Genomic DNA, 18,258 nt, shown 5'->3' on the forward strand with positions numbered 1-18,258 from the left:
GGCGCCTGCGTGCGGCGTTCTAGGCTCCGAGATATGGCGGTGGCGTGCCCTTCTCGACATTGGCGCACAAGTCCGGGCAATGCCCTCACCCGATGATTCCCCTCGCGAGGCGCGAACTCAGACAGGGAGGAAGCACGCATGGCGGTCAAGACGAAGACACGTCCCGGCACCACGGAGATTCGCCCGGTCCAGGTGGAAATCCCGCAAGCGGACCTGGACGACATGAAACGACGGATCGCGGCCACCCGTTGGCCGGAAAAGGAAATCGTCGACGACCAGTCGCAGGGCGTGCCACTCGCGACGATCCAGGCCCTCGCCCGTTACTGGGAAAATGAGTACGACTGGCGCAAGGTCGAATCACGGCTGAACGCCCTACCGCAGTTCATGACCACCATCGACGGGGTGGACATTCACTTCATCCACGTGCGCTCGAAGCACGAGGACGCCCTTCCGCTCATCATCACGCACGGGTGGCCCGGTTCGGTGATCGAGCAGTTGAAGATCATCGAGCCGCTCACCGACCCCACCGCACACGGCGGCAGCGCGTCGGACGCCTTCCACGTGGTGATCCCGTCGCTACCCGGCCACGGCTTCTCCGGCAAGCCGACAGCGCTGGGCTGGAACCCGCAGAAGATCGCGACCGCCTGGACCGAGCTGATGACGCGCCTCGGCTACTCGCGGTTCGTCGCCCAGGGCGGCGACTGGGGCGCGGTCATCGTGGACCAGATGGGCGTGCAGGCGCCGCCGGAACTGCTCGGCATCCACACCAACATGGCCGGCGCGGTGCCGCCCGAGATCGACCTGCTGTTCCAGGGCGACACCACCGGCGCGAACAACGCCATGGGTTCGCTGCCTTCGGGTCTGTCCGACGACGAGATGCGCGCGGCCACCGAACTGGACTACGTCTGGAAGCACGTCGCGTACGCCCTGATGATGGCGACGCGTCCGCAGACGCTGACCGGGCTCGCGGACTCTCCGGTCGGCCTGGCGGCGTTCCTGCTCGACCACGACGCGAAGAGTCTGGCCCTGATCGCGCAGGTCTTCGACGGCGCCCAGGCGGGTCTGACCCGCGACGACATCCTGGACAACATCTCGCTCTACTGGTTGACGAACACCGCGATCTCGGCGGCCCGCCTGTACGCGGAGAACAAGCTCTCCTTCTTCGCCGCCAAGGGCGTCAACGTCCCGGTGGCCGTGAGCGTCTTCCCCGACGAGCTGTACGAGGCCCCGCAGAGTTGGGCGGAGCAGGCGTACCCGAACCTCATCTACTTCAACAAGCTCGACGTCGGCGGGCACTTCGCGGCCTGGGAGCAGCCGAAAATCTTCTCCGAAGAGCTTCGCACCGCCTTCCGGTCGCTTCGCTAGATGGCGGTGCACCTGCCCCCGCTGAACGGGGCGGTCGAGTGGCTCAACTCCGAGCCGCTCGGCCCCGCCGAGCTGCGGGGTCGCGTCGTCCTGGTGAACTTCTGGACGCTGACCTGCATCAACTGGCTGCGTCAGGAGCCGTACGTCCGGGCCTGGTCGCAGGCATACCGCGACGACGGCCTCGTCGTCGTCGGGGTGCACACGCCGGAGTTCACCTTCGAGCATCAGGTCGACTGGGTGCGCCGGGCGGTCGCGGCGCGCTCGATCGACTACCCGGTCGCGGTCGACAACGACTACGCGATCTGGCGTGCCTTCGACAACCAGTACTGGCCAGCGCTGTACTTCGTCGACACGGACGGCGTCATCCGCGACGAGCACTTCGGAGAGGGGCGCTACGAGCAGTCCGAGCGCAGGCTTCAGCAACTGCTCGGCGTCGAGCGCGACCCCGTACCCGTCAACGGGCTCGGCCCGGAGGCGGAGGCCGACTGGGGCAACCTGCGGACGCCCGAGACGTACCTCGGGTTCAGTCGCGGCGAACACTTCGCGTCGCCGAACGGCCCCGCGCTCGACGAACGCCGCGCCTACGACCTCCCCGATGCCCTGGCCCTCAACCAGTGGGCCCTGGCCGGGGAGTGGACGATCGGGTCGGAGAACGTCGTGGTCGATCAAGCCGGCGGCAGCATCGCCTTCCGGTTCCACGCCCGCGACGCGCATCTCGTGCTGACCCCCGGGGCGGGACGGTCGATCCCGTTCCGGGTGCTCCTCGACGGCGAGGCTCCCGGCCCCTCCCACGGGGTCGACGTCGACGCCGATGGCAACGGCGTCCTGGAGGACGGCCGCCTGCGTACCTCGGGGCCGGGGCGTAGGCGGGCGTCCGTCGCGTACCGGTCGGCGAGTGTCTTCTCCGCGGCCTCGTCGCCGTCGTCGGCGGCGAGCAGTAACGCGGCGATCTCGTCCACGAGGGTGAGGTCGGCGTCGGCGAGGTCGTCGGTCATCGCGCCGAAGCCGTCCCAGAGCAGCAACTCGTCCTTTTGCCGATGGGCCAGCTCGTGCAGGACGTAGTCATGGATGAACCACGGGCCGCGGGTCGGCAGTTCCGGGCTCACGCCGTAGGAGTCGGGATCGATCGCCCCGGACCGGTACGCCGACCAGACCCGCGCCGCCGAGTCGAAGAGCCCTGCCGTCGGATCGATGTCGTAGCCGTCGAACCGCCGGGGTCGCTGTACGGGGAGTGCTGTCGGTAGTTGTCGATGCCCATGGGGCAAGTCTTCGTCCTGCCACCGTGTCAGGGTCAAGGCGTCCGCACGCGATAGTGTCGCCTGCTGTGACAGCGCCCGAGATCTCCATCGCCACGCCAGCAGACCGTTCCGCGGTGGTCGACTCGCTGGTCGCCGCGTTCGTCAAGGATCCCATCCTGCGGCACCTGTTCCCCGACGAGGCGACCTATCCGCGCTACGCCGCCACCTTCTTCGGGAACCTCTTCGACAGGCGGGTGCACCGGTCGTCGATCTGGACGATCGGCGGGGGTGCGTCCGTCGCCATCTGGGAGCCCCCGGCCGAATCCCCGGCGGCTGGGCACGGATCGCCGGCGGAAGCTCGATACCCGGCTGACGTGTGGGCCCGCGTTCAGGGCTACGACGAGGCCGTGCACGCGGCCCTGCCGACGTACCCGTTCTGGTATCTCGGTGTCCTCGGCACCCACCCGGACAGCGCCGGACGCGGCTGGGGCCGCGCGGTGATGCGGGCCGGGCTGGCCCGCGCCGCCGCCGACGGCCTGCCGGCGATCCTGGAGACCAGCAACCCCGCCAACGTCGAGCTGTACCGCCGCGCCGGCTGGGAGGTGGTGGGGTCGCTGTCGGAGCCCAGGCCCACCTGGATCATGCAGCAGTCACCCCGCTGAGCCGTGGCCGCCGCCGGCTGCCAGCCCTGCCTCCCCGCCCACCCGACCGTTGCGGGCATCGGATGTCGGGTGGGCCACCTGCCCTGCCTCCTAGCGTTGCTGCTCGTAAGGGGAAGGAGGTCCGGGTGCTGGAGCGGCTCAACGAGGCCATGGCGCACATCGAGCGGCACCTCAACCAGCAGATCGAGGTGGCCGACCTGGCGCGGATCGCGCTGACGTCGGAGTACCACTTCCGGCGGCTGTTCTCCGCGCTGGCCGGCATGCCGCTGTCGGAGTACATCCGTCGGCGTCGGCTCACCGTCGCCGGAGCGGACGTGCTGGCGGGGGAGCGGACGTTGCTCGACGTCGCCGTGCGCTACGGCTACGGATCGGCCGAGGCGTTCGCCCGGGCGTTCCACGCCGTGCACGGCGTGGGGCCGGGAGAAGCTCGGCGTACGGGGGCAGCGCTGCGCGCCCAGCCCCGGATGTCCTTCCGACTCACCGTGGAAGGGAGTGGCAGCATGGAGTACCGCATCGTCACCAAGGACGCGTTCGCGCTGGTGGGGCGCAAGGCCCGCGTCCCGCTGGTGCACGAGGGGATGAACCCGGCGATCGTCGCGTTCATCCGCAGCATCGACGCGGGAACGACAGCCCGGATCGAGGCGCTCTCCGATCAGGAGCCGGCCGGGATCGTCAACGTCAGCGACAACCTCGCCGACGGTCGGGCCGAGGGCAGCGAGCTGGACTACTGGCACGGGGCGGTCACCGGCGCCACGCCGCCGGGCGACCTGGACGCGCTGCCGGTGGCGGCCGGAACGTGGGCGGTGTTCACCACCTCCGGCGCGTTCCCGCAGGCCGTGCAGTACCTGTGGCGGGACGTCTTCACCCAGTGGTTCCCGTCCAACCCGTACCGCAGCCGACCGGGACCGGAGATCTCCCGGGTCCGGGTGTCCACGGACGGGACCACGGCGGACGCCGAACTGTGGATCCCCGTCGAGCGCGTCGCGGCCTGACGGACGCGGCTCAGGCGGGGACGTCGTCCCAGGTCGTGCCGGGCGGGAGGTAGCCGGCTGACGGGTTCTCGCGCAGCGCGTAGGCGAGGACCAGCAGCGCGTGCTTGTCCAACTCGGGCAGCCGATCGAGCGGGAACCACCGCACGGCCAGCGACTCGTCGTCGTTGACCCGGGCGGTGCCGGCCATGACCCGGCAGACGAAGCCCAGGTTCAGGTATTCGCAGTGGTCCCCGTTGGGGTAGGTGTGCGGGTGCGAGACGGCACTGGACAGCCGTACCGGCGTCACGTCCAGGCCCGTCTCCTCCCGTACCTCCCGGACGAGCGCGGTGGCCGGCTGCTCGCCCGGCTCCACGAAGCCGCTGATCACCGACCACCGTCCGTCGTCGGAGCGCTGGCCGAGCAGCACCTCGCCGGCGTCGTTGCGGATCACCGCGCTGACGCTGGGCAGCCACAGCAGGTCGTGGCCGACGTGTTTGCGCATCCCCGCGATGTAGTCCGGTACCGCCATCGGGCGATCATAGGCCGCGCGTGGGCGCCCGCCGCCGTCCCGGCAGCGCCGCGCCGCGCTCAGCCCGACCAGGCGACGGTACGACGAAAGCGCGCGTACTCCCCGGCCAGCTCGGCGTCGATCCGCTCCATCCGGGCGGGGGTGAGCACCACCGCCGGATCCTGCCACGGGCGTCCGGCGAGCATCCGGCGGCGTAGCCCGATCGGCGGGTGGGCGGCGAAGAGCGAGGCTTCGTCGCGGACCGACAGTTGGCGCAGCAGCGGCAGCCGGTCGCTGCTCGCCGCCCGGGCCTCGGCGAACGCCGATCGCCAGCGGTCCGGGCCGTGCCCCGCCCGCGTCTGGACGCGCACCGCCAACGCCATCGACTCGCCGGCCAGCAGGGCGTCGAGCAGGCCGGTGGCGGCCGTCGTGCCGGCGACGCGGGCGGCCAGGTCGTCGGCCAGGTACTCGGCGCGCTGGCTGTCCCGCAGCGCCACGCTCACCAGCACCAGGTGCGCGCCGAACAGCACCCGGGACACCACCCACTGGAACGCGCGGCCCAGCGCGTCACCCACCATCTCCACCAGGCCGGCGCCGATGGTGGTCCGTACCGGCCGGAACAGGTCGGCGGCCGACGCGAGCATGGTGAACGCGGGTTGGGTGAGCAGACCCCGACGCGGGTCGCCGTTGACGAAGTGGCCGAGTTCGTGCCCGAGCAACGCCACCCGTTCGCCGGCGGGAAGCGAGCCCCACAACGGCAGCCCGAGCCCCAGCACCCTGCGGCGTCGCACCCCGACCGCGTTCGCGTACGCGTTGATGTCGCCGTCGACCCCGACCACGTGCGGCGCTGGTGCGCCGATCGCCGCGGCCACTTCGTCGATCAGCCCGAACAGCTCCGGCGCCCGGTCGCGGGACAGCACCTCCAGATCCGGGTCGACCCGGCCGAAGCGCGGCCGCAGAGCGACCGCCAGGCCGACCATCGCCACGCCCAGCACGATCGCCAGGTTGGGAAAGGGGAACGCCACGATCAGCCACCCGCCGACGACCGCGAGGGCGAGCACGGCCGCGACCAGCAGCAGGGACACCACCGCGGTCAGCACCCGTGCCCCGTTCGACCCGCCATCACCGAGCGGGCGGCCAACCAACTGCCGGAACTGCCGCCCGGTCGCCTGGAACGCCAACCGGTGGGTCCACCGGTCGACCCAGGTCCAGCCGAACTCGCGCTCGCGCCGCCGGGGGTCGTAGGCGTCCAGGTTCCACTCACAGCCGGGGCACCACGGCACCGCGTCCCGAAGCGATGCGGTGGTGGTTCCGCATCCCGGGCACGCCCCCGCGCCGGTCGCCATGTTGATCACGGCCACGAATCCTGCCCCGGATCGCCGTACGCGGGAATCGACCGTTCGGTCACCGGCGTTCGCGCGCGCCCAGTGCCCCCACCTGCACTTCTTTCGGTGTTTTCGCCCGGAGCGCGGTAAGCGTCTCTACTGTGGAGAGGGTTCGGCGACTTGTGTGATCCGGTGGCGGTCAGCCGGTTCGCGGTGCACAGTGATTGCCATGAGCGACAGCGGACGCAATGGGCAGTTCTACTGGTGCACCCGGCACCACCGGGTCGAGACGGACACCGACGTGTGTCCGGCGAAGCACGTCCTCGGCCCGTACAACTCGGCGGCCGACGCGGAGAACGCCCTGCAGCGAGTGCAGGAGCGGAACGAGGCGTGGGAGGCCGAGGACGCCCGTTGGGCCGGGGACGACAGGTAGACGGCGCGGGACGGCCCGCGTCGCGGTAGTTCGTGCTCCGCGAGGACGCACGCGAGAGCACGTCCCCGAGGAGGGAACCACGATGGCCGAAGCACAGCAGGCCACCACCCGTCCGGCCGCCCGACGCACCACCGCGAAGAAGACCGCCGCGGCGGAGCGCAACACGGCGGCGAGCCGGACCACCCCCGTGCGCAAGTCCACCACTGGCGCCGCGAAGGCGCCGGCCCGCAAGGCGGCCGGCGGCGCGGGGCGTGCGCCGGCCAAGAAGACCACCGCGGCGGCGAAGAAGGCCCCGGCGAAGAAGGCCGCTCCCTCCAAGACGGCCGCCACCACGACCGCCGCCGCCAAGACCGCTGCGGCGAAGAAGACAGCGGCGGCGAAGAAGACAGCGGCGGCGAAGAAGACCGCGACCAGGACCAGCGCGGCGGCGAAGAAGGCTCCGGCGAAGAAGGCCCCGGCCAGGACCTCGCCCGCCACCCGCAAGACGACCACCGCCGCGAAGCGGACCCCAGCGCGCAAGAGCACCACCGCCGCGAGCAGGACGACGGGTACGGCGAAGAAGACGACCAGCGCCGCGAAGAAGACCACGGCGTCGGCGGCGAAGAGGACGACCGCCGCCGCGAAGGCGCCCGCGCGCAAGGTCGCGACCAAGGCGTCCACGGCGAAGAAGACGGCCGCCAAGAAGGCCCCGGCGAAGAAGACGGCGGCGACGAAGGCGCCCGCCAAGAAGGCGGCGGCGAAGAAGACCGCTTCCACCCGCCCGAGCGGCGGCGCCCGCAACGCCCCGGCGAAGAAGGCGCCGGCCGCGAAGGCGACCGGCACCTCCTCGATCACCGCCCGCAAGGCGGCGGCGAAGAAGGCCCCGGCGAAGAAGACCACCGCGGCCAAGGCGCCGGCCCGCACGGTGACCGCCCGCAAGTCACCCGCCCGCCCGGTCGCCGCACGAGCCACCACCCCACGGGGTACGCGCAGCACCGCCCGCAAGGCGACCGGCTGAGCGCAGGCAGCCTCGGCTCGACACCCACGGAGATCTCGGCCGGTCACCGGAAGCGGATCACCGGTGGCGCTGTCAGGATTGACCCCGTGGTCATCCGACGCGTACTCGCGCCCCGCATCGACTTCGGCGCGCTGCGCCGCGAACTCGGCCTGCCCGAGGGTTTCCCGGCGGCTGCCCAACGGGAGGCCGACGCGGCGGCTGCCGCGCCGCCCCGGCCGTCCGTCGACCGCACCGACATACCGTTCGTGACGGTCGACCCGGCCACCTCACGTGACCTGGACCAGGCGATGCACCTCGCCCGCCGGCCGGGCGGCGGCTACCGGGTGCGGTACGCGATCGCGGACGTCGCCGCGCACGTCGAGCCGGGCGGCGCGCTCGAGGAGGAGACCTGGCGGCGCGGGCAGACGGTCTACCTGCCCGACGGCAACGTGCCGCTGCACCCGCTGACGCTCAGCGAGGGCGCGGCCAGCCTGCTGCCCGACGACGACCGCGCCGCCGTGGTGTGGACCATCGACCTGGACGCCGACGGCGGCACCGTGGCCGTCGAGCTGGAGCGCGCCCTGGTGCGCAGTCGGGCGAAACTCGACTACACCGGCGTGCAGGCGGCGGCCGAGGCAGGCCGGCTGCCCGAGCCGATCGCGCTGCTGCCCGAGATCGGCGACCGGCTGACGGCCCGGGGGCTGCGCCGTGGCGCCATCAACCTGCCGCTACCCGAGCAGGACGTGGAGCCCGACGGTGACGGCTGGCGGCTGGTGCTGCGCGGGCCGGTGCCGATGGAGGAGCACAACGCGCAGATCTCGTTGCTGACCGGGATGGCCGCTGCCGACATCATGCTGGCCGGCGGGGTGGGCCTGCTGCGGACGATGCCGGCACCGAAGCCGGAGGCGGTGCAACGCCTGCGGGCGGCCGCCGCTCCGCTGGGCGTGCACTGGCCGGACGGCGCGGGCCCCGGCGAGGTGATCGCCGGCCTGGACGCCGCGCAGCCGCGTTCCGCCGCGTTCATCGACCAGGCGGCCGAGCTGATGCGCGGCGCCGCGTACACCGCCTTCGACGGCACTCGGCCGGAGCAGCCGGAGCACGGCGGGGTGGCCGCCGCGTACGCCCATGTCACGGCGCCGTTGCGGCGCCTCGCCGACCGGTACGCCACCGAGGTCTGCCTGGCCCTGCACGCGGGCCGCGAGGTGCCCGACTGGGCCCGCGCGGCGCTGCCCCGGCTGCCCGAGGTGATGGCCAGCACCGACCGGACCGCCTCGGCGGCCAGCCGCGGCGCCGTCGAGCTCACCGAGGCGGTGCTGTTGGAGCACCGGGTGGGGGAGACCTTCGACGCGGCGGTGCTCGACGTCGACGCCCCGCCCAACGGCAAGTCCCGGCCCCGCCCGCCCGGCGGAACGGTGGCCCTGGACGCCCCACCGGTACGTGGCCGCTGCCTCGGTGCGCTGCCGCTCGGCGAACGGGTCCGGGTCCGCCTGGTCACCGCCGACCCGGCGGCCCGCACGGTGCTGTTCGAGCTGGCCTGAGCGGTGTCGTTCGGGAGTGGTTCGCTCGGGTAGCGGGGATTGTCACAGCGGCTCGCGCTGCTGACGGACCGGGCGGTTTGCGAGGATGAGCCCATGGCATACGACGCGAGCACGCTGCCCGACGTGTCCGGGCTGACGGTCGGCATCATCGGCGGCACCGGCGACCAGGGCCGTGGCCTCGCCTACCGGCTCGCCCGGGCCGGGCAGACGGTGCTGATCGGCTCCCGATCGGCGGAGCGGGCCGCCGAGTCCGCCGCCGAGATCGCCGCTCTGCCCCGGATGCCGGCCGACGTCCGCATCACCGGCGCGGCCAACGACGAGGTGGCTCGCCGCAGCGACGTCGTGATCATCGCGGTCCCGTGGGACGGGCACGCCGCCACCGTCGCCGCCCTCGCCGAGCCGCTCGCCGGAACGATCGTCGTCGACTGCGTCAACCCGCTGGGCTTCGACAAGCAGGGCCCGTACGCCCTCCCCGTCGCCGAGGGCAGCGCCGTCCAGCAGGCCGCCGCGCTGTTGCCCGACTCCCGCGTCTGCGCCGCGTTCAACCATGTCAGCGCCCCGCTGCTGGCCGACCCCGAGGTCGACCGGATCGACCTCGACGTGCTGATCTGCACCGAAGACCGGGAGCTCGTCGACATCGTCGGAGCGCTCGCCGCCCGGATCCCCGGAATGCGCGGCATCTACGCCGGCCGGCTGCGCAACGCCCACCAGATCGAGGCGTTCACCGCGAATCTGATCGCCATCAACAAGCGCTACAAGGCGCACGCCGGCATCCGCGTCACCGACCTCTGAGAGCGCACGTCCGCTCCGGGTAGGGACGGTCGGGCGCACCGCTCTTGGCCGGACGGCCAGGGTCTGCCCGGTCGCTCTGAATCGGCTGGTCAGATGACAGCGCCCTGAGGGACCATGCGGCGTGACCGATGCTGATGGGGTGCTGAGGATCGCCTCGCAGAGCTGACGAGCCTCCTACAGCGAGATGATCCGGAGGTCGTCGTGTCGCTGTGGCACGACCTTTCGCATGTGAGCGGGCTCTTGCGGCTGCTGGCGTACCTCGACCTGCCCGACACTCGCCAGGTGCGCGAAAACTAGGTGTCGCTACCGATCGAGCCAGGTGTCGCTACCGATCGAGCCGCCCATGCCGGTCGCGCCGAGGCCGGGCGGCTCGGCCCATGCGCCGCCAGGCTGCACCCCGCGGCACCCCTTGTCGGCTTACGCACGCGCAGCATCTGGCCACGAGCTAACGAGGCTGAAACGGCGGCCCTACTGGGGTGATTGGCTGTCTCGGTGTGGTCACGTCCGCCGGTGGTAGTGGTTGCGGCGGGGGACCTGTTCGGGGTCGAGCCAGGCCGGTGGGATGAATTCGGGGTGGCCGTCGCCGCTCAACTGGACGGTCCAGTCGCTGTGGTGGATGTGTCGGTGGTGGTGGCCGCAGAGGAGCACTGCGTTGGGCAGGCTGGTGTTGCCGCCGTTGGCCCAGTGTCGGATGTGGTGGGCGTCGCACCAGCGGGGTGGGCGGTCGCAGCCGGGGAAGGCGCAGCCGCGGTCGCGCAGGACGAGGGCGCGGCGGAGTGGGCCGGTGATGAGGCGGCGTTGTCGGCCGACGTCGAGGGTCTGGCCGGCGCTGCCGAGGACGGCGGGCAGGATCGCGGCGTCGCAGGCGAGGCGCCGCACGGTCTCCGGGGCGAGCTCGAAACCGGTGTCCAACGTGCCTCCGCCGAGCTGTCGGCCGAGACCGTCGTAGCTGGTGGTGACGACGATCTGCGCGGGCTCGCCGCCGTGCTCGGGTAGCTCGCCGGTACGCAGGCTGAGTCGGCACAGGTCGGCGAGGGCGTCGTGGCGGCGTTGGCCGGGGGAGCGTTGGTCGTCGGGGCCGGTGGGCGCGGTCAGCGGATCGATGGCGGCGCGGAGCAGGCCGGCGGTTTCGGTGTCGAGGGTGCCGGTGAGGCGCAGACGGCCGTCGGTGAGGGTGGAGAGGGTGAGGTGGCGGTCGCGGGCGGCTCGTCGGGCCTCGGCGTCGAGAGCGGCCTGGGCGGCGGCGTCGGCGATGTCGGGGGCGACGTGGTCAAGGATGCGGGTGCCGAGTTTGCGCAGCAGGGTGGGGTCGAACTGCCCAGCCCACTCGACCAGCAAGCCGACCGCCTTGTCGGCCGCCGCGCTGCCGGCGGCGGCCTCGACGGTGGTGACGGTGTCGGCGATGACCCGGGCCTGGTCGAGCGTGATGTCGGCATCGGCCAGTGCCTGTCGTATGCCGGGGTTGCCGGTGTCGAGGGTGGTGGCGAGGTCGACGAGGCGGCGGGCGGCGGGGACGGTGAGGTGCAGGCGCTCGCGCAGCCACACCGCCGTGGAGGACGCGCCCTGCGCGGTCGCCGCGCCCCGGCCGTCGAACTCTCGGATCAGCGCCAGCTTGACGGCGGCGAGGCGCTGCTCGATGCGGTGCGCGGCATCGAGCGCGGCGATCAGTTCCTGCTCGGGCAGAGCCCAGGTGGCCGAATCGGCGCAGGACAGGATTGCGGCTTCTGCCTGCGCCAGCCCCTCCACCATGACCCGAGACTAGAACACCTGTACGACACTTTCAGCGACCAAGATCGATGATCTGTCAGCGCTCAGACTGAAAGCGGAGGGACCAGCCAGCGAACGAGACACCGTGCCGCCGGGCCACGGGCCACGGGCCACGGACCACGGACCACGGGGCCACGGACCGCAGGCCGAGTCCCTGGGCCGCAACACACGGGCCGCAGGCCGAGTCCAGGGGCTGCAGCCTGTGGCCGTCACAACCCGCGATCTGCGTGGCGGTGTGGGCGTGTTGCCCGCTGCCCGCTCCCGCCGGCCCCACCTCGTTTGGGCACGGCCCGGAGCTGCGTGGGAGCGGCAGGGCTGTGGCCCCGTGGCCCGGCCCGTGGTCCGTGGCCCGGCCCGTGGTCCGTGGCCCGGCCCGTGGTCCGTGGCTCGTGGCCCGTGCAGCGCTCTAGAAGGTGTGTTCGGCTGCCGGGAACTCGCCGCCGCGGACCTCGTCGGCGAAGCGGCGGGTGGCGCCGGTGAGGACGTCGGCCAGGTCGGCGTAGCGCTTCACGAAGCGCGGCGCCTTGCCGGTGCGTAGGCCGGCCATGTCCTGCCAGACCAGCACCTGGGCGTCGGTGTCCGGGCCGGCGCCGATGCCGACCGTGGGGATCGCCAGTTCGTGGGTGATCTGCTTGGCCACCTCACCCGGCACCATCTCCAGCACCACCGCGAACGCGCCGGCCTCGGCCACCGCCCGCGCGTCGGCCAGCACCTCGTCGGCCGTGTCGCCCCGGCCCTGTACGCGGTAGCCGCCCAGGGTGTGCTCGCTCTGCGGGGTGAAGCCGATGTGCGCCATCACCGGGATGCCGGCCCCGACGATCGCGGCGATCTGCGCGGCGCAGCGTCGGCCGCCCTCCAGCTTCACCGCGTGGCAGCCACCCTCCTTCATGAACCGTACGGCGGTGCGCAGCGCCTGGGTGGGGCCCTCCTCGTACGAGCCGAAGGGCAGGTCACCGACGACGAGGGCCTGCTGGGTCGAGCGCACCACGGCCCGTACCAGGGGAAGCAGGTCGTCGGCGGTCACCGGCAGGGTGGTCTCGTAGCCGAACACGTTGTTCGCGGCCGAGTCGCCGACCAGCAGCACCGGCACGCCGGCCCGGTCGAAGATGCCCGCCGTGTACTGGTCGTACGAGGTGAGCATCGGCCACCGCTCGCCACGCTCCTTGGCGGCGATCAGGTCGCGGGTGCGGACCCGACGGGTGGCCGGTCCGCCGTACAGCGCGGTCACCTCGTTGGGAGTGGACTCGGTCATGACTGTCTCCTTCCTCGAGGCCGCCTGCGCGGTCCCCGGGTTCCGTCGCGATCGTCGCACCGCCAGGCCCGGCGACGGCAGGGCGCAGTGGAAGATGTCACTCACGACCGTCGCGCACCGGGCACGCCGCACGCGCCGGCCCGGGTCCGATGACCCGACCCGGGTGTACGGGCTCAGCCGTGCTCGCGCCACCGGTTGGTGATCGGCAGACGACGGTCGCGGCCGAACGCCTTCATGGAGATCTTCGTGCCGGGCGCCGACTGGCGTCGCTTGTACTCGGCGGTATCCACCAGCCGCAGCACCTTGTCGACGACGGCCGGGTCGTGGCCCGACTCGATCAGCCCGTCGCGGCCCAGGTCGCCGTCGACGTAGCCGATCAGGATCGGGTCCAGCACGTCGTAGTCGGGCAGGGAATCGCTGTCGAGCTGGCCCGGGCTCAGCTCGGCGCTCGGCGGCTTGCCGATCGAGTTCTCCGGGATCGGGGCGGTCTCGCCGCGGCGGGCCGCGTCCGCGTTGCGCCACTTCGCCAGCCGCCAGACCAGCGTCTTCCAAACGTCCTTGATCGGGTTGAAGCCGCCCACCGAGTCGCCGTACAGGGTGGAGTAGCCGACCGCCAGCTCGCTCTTGTTGCCGGTGGTGAGCACCAGGTGGCCCTCCTGGTTCGACAGCGCCATCAGGATGACACCGCGGACCCGGGCCTGGAGGTTCTCCACGGCGATCCCGGACAGCGACAGGTTGGCGAGGAAGGCGTCCACCATCGGCTGGATCGGCTCGACGCGGTAGTCCAGCCCGGTGCGCTTGGCCAGGTCGGCGGCGTCCTCACGGGAGTGCTCGGAGGAGTGCTGGCTGGGCAGCGACACCCCGACCACCCGGTCCGGGCCGAGCGCGTCGACGGCGAGGGCGGCCACCACCGCCGAGTCGATGCCGCCGGAGAGGCCGAGCGCCACCGACGCGAACCGGTTCTTGTTGACGTAGTCGCGCAGGCCGAGCACCAGCGCGTGCCACACCTCGGCCTCGTCGGCCACCGGCTCGATCAGCCCGCCGACGGCGGCCGGGCCGGACGGCGCGGGCGGGATCACGTCCACGGTGTGGTGCGCGACCCGCATGTCGTCCGCGACGTTCCGGCTGCCCGGGGCCGTGGTCGCGGCCGGCAGCTCGACGTCGTGCACGAGCAGGTGCTCGACGAACTGCGGGGCGCGGGTGAGCAGCTCGCCGTCGGAGGTGACGATCATCGAGTCGCCCTCGAAGACCAGCTCGTCCTGGCCGCCGATCATGTTGACGTACGCGATGGCGGCGTTCGCCTCGGCGGCCCGGCGGCGAACCAACGGCAGCCGGATGTCGTCCTTGTTCAGCTCGTACGGCGAACCGTTGATGTTGACCACCAGGCCGACGCCGGCCTGCCGGGCGGCGGCGAACGGGCCGCCGGCCTGCCACAGGTCCTCGCAGATGGTCAGCGCGACGTCCACCCCGCCGATCCGCACCACGGTCAGCTGGTCGCCGGAGACGAAGTAGCGGTCCTCGTCGAAGACGCCGTAGTTGGGCAGGTGGTGCTTGAAGTAGCGGGCGACCACCGTGCCCCGGTGCAGCAGCGCGGCGGCGTTGCGGGCACCCCGGCCCGGCTCGGCGTCCCCGCTGATCTGCGGCGGCCCGTCGGCGTCCAGGTAGCCGACCACGACCGGCAGGTCACCGAGACCGTCCTCGGCGAGGTCGGCGGCGAGCCGCTGGAGGGCGGCCTGGGACGCGGCGACGAAGGAACGCCGGAAGACCAGGTCCTCGACCGGGTAGCCGGTCAGCATCATCTCCGGAAAGAGCACGAGCTGGGCGCCGGCGTCGGCGGCCTGGCGGGTCCAGCTGCGGACCAGGTCGGCATTGCCGGCGAGGTCGCCGACGCTCGGGTTGACCTGGGACAGGGCGAGACGCAGGGTGGGCATGTCCTCATCTTGCCTCAGCATGACCGGAGCAATCCGTACCGTCGGACGAGATGGCGGCCACGCGCGAGCGCCGCGCGACGGCCAGGCCGGATCGGTACCGTTCGGCGGCGGGACGCGAGGGGACGGACGGCGGCGGTTCGCGTAACGTCTGCGTAACCAGGCCCGGGAACACTGGGCGGTCAGGTCGGGTACAGCCCGACCAAGGCGGACAAAAGAGTTGTCGCGAGGGGTTGGGGAAGTGGACCGTCAGCAGGAGTTCGTCCTCCGTACGCTGGAAGAGCGGGACATCCGGTTCGTCCGGCTGTGGTTCACGGACGTGCTGGGCACGCTCAAGAGCGTCTCGGTGGCGCCCGCCGAGCTGGAAGCGGCCTTCGAGGAGGGCATCGGCTTCGACGGCTCGGCCATCGAAGGCTTCGCCCGGGTCTTCGAATCGGACATGGTGGCCATGCCCGACCCGACCACCTTCCAGGTCTTCCCGTTCGAGGGCGGGGTCAGCGGCGAGAGCGCCCGGATGTTCTGCGACATCCTGCTGCCCGACGGCGGCCCGTCCTGGGCCGACCCGCGGCACGTGCTGCGCCGCGCGCTGTCCAAGGCGGCCGAGAAGGGCTTCACCTTCTACACCCACCCCGAGATCGAGTTCTTCCTGCTGGAGAACGGCCCGCAGGACGGTTCGGTGCCCACCCCGGTGGACACCGGCGGCTACTTCGAGCACACCACCCACGCGGTGGCCCGCGACTTCCGCCGCCAGGGCGTGCTGGCGCTGGAGCGGATCGGCATCTCGGTGGAGTTCAGCCACCACGAGGTCGCCCCCGGCCAGCAGGAGATCGACCTGCGCTACGCCGACGCGCTGACCACCGCCGACAACATCATGACCTTCCGGCACGTGGTGAAGGAGGTCGCGCTCTCCACCGGTGTGCAGGCCAGCTTCATGCCGAAGCCGTTCACCGACCAGCCGGGCAGCGGCATGCACACCCACCTGTCGCTGTTCGAGGGCGAGCGCAACGCCTTCCACGACAGCGGCGACCCGATGAAGCTCTCCAAGGTGGCGAAGTCCTTCATCGCCGGCCTGCTGGTGCACGCCCGGGAGTACACGGCGGTCACCAACCAGTGGGTCAACTCGTACAAGCGGCTGTTCCCGCAGGCCCTGCCGGACCGGATCACCGAGAGCCCGGCGTACGTCTGCTGGGGTCACCTGAACCGGTCCGCGCTGGTCCGGGTCCCGGCGTACGGCAAGCCGAACTCCGCCCGGGTCGAGGTCCGGTCGCTGGACTCGGCGACCAACCCGTACCTCGCCTTCGCGGTGCTGCTCGGCGCCGGCCTGAAGGGCATCGAGGAGGGCTACGAGCTGCCGCCGGGCGCCGAGGACGACGTCTGGTCGCTGAGCAGCGCCGAGCGCCGCGCCATGGGGTACGAGGCGCTGCCGGAGAACCTGGCCGAGGCGATCGACGTGATGGCCGGATCCGAACTGGTCGCCGAGGTGCTCGGCGAGCACGTCTTCGACTTCTTCCTGCGCAACAAGCGGGCCGAGTGGGAGCAGTACCGCCGCGAGGTCACCCCGTACGAGCGGCAGCGTTACCTGGCGCTGTAGTCGCGGGGCTGACGGGGTGGCGCGCTGCCGCTATCGTCTCGATCACCGCGCCGGTACCCCTCCGGGCGGAGAGTCGGGAGGCAGTCGGTGCTGGAGGACCTGCTCAGCGGTGCCTGGCAGAGCGTCGTGTTCGGGGTCGTGGGCGTCGGGCTCATGGCTGCCGGGTTCGGGCTCGTCGACCTGCTGACCCCGGGGCGGTTGCGGGAGCTGATCTGGGTCGAGCGCAACGCCAACGCGGGGTTGCTGCTCGCCGCCAACCAGCTCGGCATCGCCGGCATCGTCTTCACGGCGATCCTGACGAGCTACAGCGACTTCGGCCGAGGGCTGGCCTCCACCGTGGTCTTCGGGCTCGTCGGGCTGGCCATCATGGCGCTCGCCTTCTTCGTGCTCGACCTGCTCACCCCCGGCAAGCTCGGTGAGGTCATCTGCTCGTCCGAGCCGCATCCGGCGGCCCGGGTCAGCGCCGCCACGCACTTCGGCGCGGCGCTGATCGTCTGCGCCTGCATCGCCTGAGGCCGGTCGCCTGAGCGCGCCGCGTCCCGGGCTGTCGTCGTACCCCGGCCGTAGCGTGCCGGGTATGAACCGCACGGACCGGCTCTACGCCCTGGTCGAGGAGCTGCGGGCGGTGTCGCCCCGGCCCCGCAGCGCCCGCTGGCTGGCCGCCCACTTCGAGGTGAGCAGCCGGACCATCGAGCGGGACATCGGCGCGCTCCAGGAGGCCGGGGTGCCGATCTGGGCCGAGCCCGGGCGCACCGGCGGCTACGTCCTGGACCGCGCCCGCACCCTGCCGCCGGTCAACCTGACCCCGGCCGAGGCGGTGGCGATGGCCGTCGCGCTGCACCGGCTCGCCGGCACCCCGTTCGCCGGGCCGGGCGCCACCGCGCTGCGCAAGCTGGTGGCGGTGCTGCCGGCCGCCGACGCCGCCGAGGCGCACCGCCTCGCCGGCCGGGTGCACCTGATCGGCGACGGGCCGGCCACGCCCGTCCCGGCCACCGTCGCCGACGCGGTCACCGCGCGGCGGGTGCTGCGCATCCGGTACGCCGACCGCGCCGGCACCGACTCGGTGCGCGACGTCGAGCCGCTGGGCTACCTCGGCAACCCCCGACACTGGTATCTGCTCGCCTGGTGCCGGCTGCGCGACGAGCTGCGCTGCTTCCGTACCGACCGGATCGGGGACGTCCGGGCGCTGCCCGAGGTGGTGGTCCGGGAGCTCCGCCTGACGGATCTCGACATCCCCCGGGAACGGGTCCGCCCGCTGAGCCTGGTCTGAGTCGGGTCGGGCACGCGCCGATCTCCGTCGGGTGATCCGGAAACACCGACAGGACGGTGTCGCGGACGGCCCCGAAACTGCTCTGGACGACGGCGAACCGCCGTCCCGGCAACTCTGGAGGCAGCACGTGTCCACGACGCCCATCACCTGGTTCGAGATCGGCACCGACCGGCCGGAGGAGGCGGAACGCTTCTACGGCGAGCTGTTCGGCTGGACCTTCGAGGAGCAGGGCGCCGGCAGCGGCGGGTCCTATCGGGTGACTGGTGCCGGCGGTGACACCGGGATCGGCGGCGCGATCCGGGCGACCGACGGGACGTCCCCGAACTACGCGGTGTTCTACGCCGAGGTCGACGACGTGGCGGAGACCTGCCGGCGGGCCGAGGCCGCCGGCGCGAAGGTGCTGGTGCCCGCGCGGACCGCACCCAGCGGACTCACGCTCGCCCACCTGCTCGACCCGACGGGAAATCGCATCGGCGTGTTCGCACCCCCGCCCACCCAGGGCTGACGCGCGCGGCCCCGCCACGCCGGGGCTGACGTCAGTCCCAGGGGCATGATCGACTCCAGGTCGCCGATGTGGCGGTGTCCGAGTGCGATGGACGCCGCCACATCGGCGAAACGGAGTGGATCACGCGGGACCCCTGG

General features: G+C 72.2%; 17 protein-coding genes. 12 read left to right on the forward strand and 5 right to left on the reverse strand.

Annotation, left to right across the window (positions count from 1 at the left end; all coding sequences use genetic code 11):
* Nucleotides 1-138 precede the first annotated feature (138 nt).
* The 4 genes from ACFYPR_RS10240 (at nt 139) to ACFYPR_RS10255 (ending at nt 4,257) form a co-directional block, all read left to right on the forward strand.
* Nucleotides 139-1,365 carry an epoxide hydrolase family protein gene (locus tag ACFYPR_RS10240; protein WP_355064309.1) on the forward strand — a complete coding sequence of 409 codons (1,227 nt, stop codon included), beginning with the start codon at nt 139-141 and terminating at the stop codon, nt 1,363-1,365.
* On the forward strand, nt 1,366-2,427 hold the full coding sequence (locus ACFYPR_RS10245) for a redoxin family protein (RefSeq protein WP_387180218.1): 1,062 nt from the start codon (nt 1,366-1,368) through the stop codon (nt 2,425-2,427).
* Nucleotides 2,428-2,689: 262 nt separating this feature from the next.
* On the forward strand, nt 2,690-3,265 hold the full coding sequence (locus tag ACFYPR_RS10250; protein WP_387180216.1) for a GNAT family N-acetyltransferase: 576 nt from the start codon (nt 2,690-2,692) through the stop codon (nt 3,263-3,265).
* Nucleotides 3,266-3,390: 125 nt separating this feature from the next.
* Nucleotides 3,391-4,257, forward strand: coding sequence for a helix-turn-helix domain-containing protein (locus tag ACFYPR_RS10255; RefSeq protein WP_387259498.1), 867 nt, complete (start codon nt 3,391-3,393; stop codon nt 4,255-4,257).
* Between the two features lie 10 nt (nt 4,258-4,267).
* On the opposite strand, the gene ACFYPR_RS10260 is transcribed toward ACFYPR_RS10255, so the two are convergent.
* Together ACFYPR_RS10260 and ACFYPR_RS10265 are read right to left on the reverse strand one after the other, a co-directional pair.
* The gene (locus ACFYPR_RS10260; protein WP_387259501.1) at nt 4,268-4,765 is read right to left on the reverse strand and encodes an NUDIX domain-containing protein; all 498 of its coding nucleotides are present in this window, start codon (nt 4,763-4,765) and stop codon (nt 4,268-4,270) included.
* 59 nt (nt 4,766-4,824) lie between these two features.
* Entirely contained in the window at nt 4,825-6,090 is a 1,266-nt protein-coding gene (locus ACFYPR_RS10265) for a M48 family metallopeptidase (RefSeq protein ID WP_387259985.1), read from the reverse strand.
* Nucleotides 6,091-6,298: 208 nt separating this feature from the next.
* Between ACFYPR_RS10265 and ACFYPR_RS10270 the strand changes: the two genes are divergently transcribed.
* The 4 genes from ACFYPR_RS10270 to npdG all read left to right on the forward strand — a co-directional run bounded on the left by ACFYPR_RS10270 (nt 6,299) and on the right by npdG (nt 9,808).
* The gene (locus tag ACFYPR_RS10270; RefSeq protein WP_354856657.1) at nt 6,299-6,502 is read left to right on the forward strand and encodes a hypothetical protein; all 204 of its coding nucleotides are present in this window, start codon (nt 6,299-6,301) and stop codon (nt 6,500-6,502) included.
* Nucleotides 6,503-6,584: 82 nt separating this feature from the next.
* Complete coding sequence (locus ACFYPR_RS10275) at nt 6,585-7,499, forward strand: histone (RefSeq protein ID WP_354856658.1); 915 nt, start codon at nt 6,585-6,587, stop codon at nt 7,497-7,499.
* 86 nt (nt 7,500-7,585) lie between these two features.
* Nucleotides 7,586-9,016: an RNB domain-containing ribonuclease gene (locus tag ACFYPR_RS10280; RefSeq protein WP_355064318.1), complete on the forward strand. Its 1,431-nt coding sequence runs from the start codon at nt 7,586-7,588 to the stop codon at nt 9,014-9,016.
* A 93-nt stretch (nt 9,017-9,109) separates the two neighbouring features.
* A complete protein-coding gene (gene npdG / locus ACFYPR_RS10285) occupies nt 9,110-9,808 on the forward strand; it encodes an NADPH-dependent F420 reductase (RefSeq protein WP_354856662.1) in 699 nt (232 codons plus the stop codon).
* A 498-nt stretch (nt 9,809-10,306) separates the two neighbouring features.
* Here npdG and ACFYPR_RS10290 read toward each other — a convergent pair whose 3' ends face one another.
* From ACFYPR_RS10290 to ACFYPR_RS10300, 3 genes are all read right to left on the reverse strand, one after another.
* Nucleotides 10,307-11,557 (reverse strand): DUF222 domain-containing protein, encoded by a 1,251-nt coding sequence (locus ACFYPR_RS10290; protein ID WP_387259504.1) that lies wholly within the window; start codon nt 11,555-11,557, stop codon nt 10,307-10,309.
* Nucleotides 11,558-11,981: 424 nt separating this feature from the next.
* On the reverse strand, nt 11,982-12,827 hold the full coding sequence (panB, locus tag ACFYPR_RS10295; protein WP_387180198.1) for a 3-methyl-2-oxobutanoate hydroxymethyltransferase: 846 nt from the start codon (nt 12,825-12,827) through the stop codon (nt 11,982-11,984).
* 173 nt (nt 12,828-13,000) lie between these two features.
* Nucleotides 13,001-14,758, reverse strand: a complete 1,758-nt coding sequence (locus tag ACFYPR_RS10300; RefSeq protein ID WP_387180195.1) for an NAD+ synthase — start codon at nt 14,756-14,758, stop codon at nt 13,001-13,003.
* 238 nt (nt 14,759-14,996) lie between these two features.
* Between ACFYPR_RS10300 and glnA the strand changes: the two genes are divergently transcribed.
* The 4 genes from glnA to ACFYPR_RS10320 all read left to right on the forward strand — a co-directional run bounded on the left by glnA (nt 14,997) and on the right by ACFYPR_RS10320 (nt 18,121).
* Nucleotides 14,997-16,346, forward strand: coding sequence for a type I glutamate--ammonia ligase (gene glnA, locus ACFYPR_RS10305; RefSeq protein WP_354856670.1), 1,350 nt, complete (start codon nt 14,997-14,999; stop codon nt 16,344-16,346).
* Nucleotides 16,347-16,433: 87 nt separating this feature from the next.
* Nucleotides 16,434-16,859 carry a DUF350 domain-containing protein gene (locus tag ACFYPR_RS10310; RefSeq protein ID WP_354856673.1) on the forward strand — a complete coding sequence of 142 codons (426 nt, stop codon included), beginning with the start codon at nt 16,434-16,436 and terminating at the stop codon, nt 16,857-16,859.
* Between the two features lie 64 nt (nt 16,860-16,923).
* Nucleotides 16,924-17,616, forward strand: coding sequence for a YafY family protein (locus ACFYPR_RS10315; RefSeq protein ID WP_355064326.1), 693 nt, complete (start codon nt 16,924-16,926; stop codon nt 17,614-17,616).
* A gap of 127 nt (nt 17,617-17,743) precedes the next feature.
* Nucleotides 17,744-18,121, forward strand: coding sequence for a VOC family protein (locus ACFYPR_RS10320; protein ID WP_354856677.1), 378 nt, complete (start codon nt 17,744-17,746; stop codon nt 18,119-18,121).
* Nucleotides 18,122-18,258: the final 137 nt, after the last annotated feature.

The organism is Micromonospora sp. NPDC005254 (assembly GCF_042872525.1).
In the GTDB taxonomy this organism is placed as follows: Bacteria; Actinomycetota; Actinomycetes; order Mycobacteriales; family Micromonosporaceae; genus Micromonospora.

Excerpts from the sequence above, each read along its gene's own strand:
- ACFYPR_RS10240 (WP_355064309.1), top strand. The coding sequence starts at position 139 with ATGGCGGTCAAGACGAAGACACGTCCCGGCACCACGGAGATTCGCCCG.
- ACFYPR_RS10245 (WP_387180218.1), top strand. The coding sequence starts at position 1,366 with ATGGCGGTGCACCTGCCCCCGCTGAACGGGGCGGTCGAGTGGCTCAAC.
- ACFYPR_RS10260 (WP_387259501.1), bottom strand. The coding sequence starts at position 4,765 with ATGGCGGTACCGGACTACATCGCGGGGATGCGCAAACACGTCGGCCAC.
- ACFYPR_RS10265 (WP_387259985.1), bottom strand. The coding sequence starts at position 6,090 with ATGGCGACCGGCGCGGGGGCGTGCCCGGGATGCGGAACCACCACCGCA.
- ACFYPR_RS10270 (WP_354856657.1), top strand. The coding sequence starts at position 6,299 with ATGAGCGACAGCGGACGCAATGGGCAGTTCTACTGGTGCACCCGGCAC.
- ACFYPR_RS10275 (WP_354856658.1), top strand. The coding sequence starts at position 6,585 with ATGGCCGAAGCACAGCAGGCCACCACCCGTCCGGCCGCCCGACGCACC.
- npdG (WP_354856662.1), top strand. The coding sequence starts at position 9,110 with ATGGCATACGACGCGAGCACGCTGCCCGACGTGTCCGGGCTGACGGTC.
- ACFYPR_RS10290 (WP_387259504.1), bottom strand. The coding sequence starts at position 11,557 with ATGGTGGAGGGGCTGGCGCAGGCAGAAGCCGCAATCCTGTCCTGCGCC.
- panB (WP_387180198.1), bottom strand. The coding sequence starts at position 12,827 with ATGACCGAGTCCACTCCCAACGAGGTGACCGCGCTGTACGGCGGACCG.
- ACFYPR_RS10300 (WP_387180195.1), bottom strand. The coding sequence starts at position 14,758 with ATGCCCACCCTGCGTCTCGCCCTGTCCCAGGTCAACCCGAGCGTCGGC.
- ACFYPR_RS10315 (WP_355064326.1), top strand. The coding sequence starts at position 16,924 with ATGAACCGCACGGACCGGCTCTACGCCCTGGTCGAGGAGCTGCGGGCG.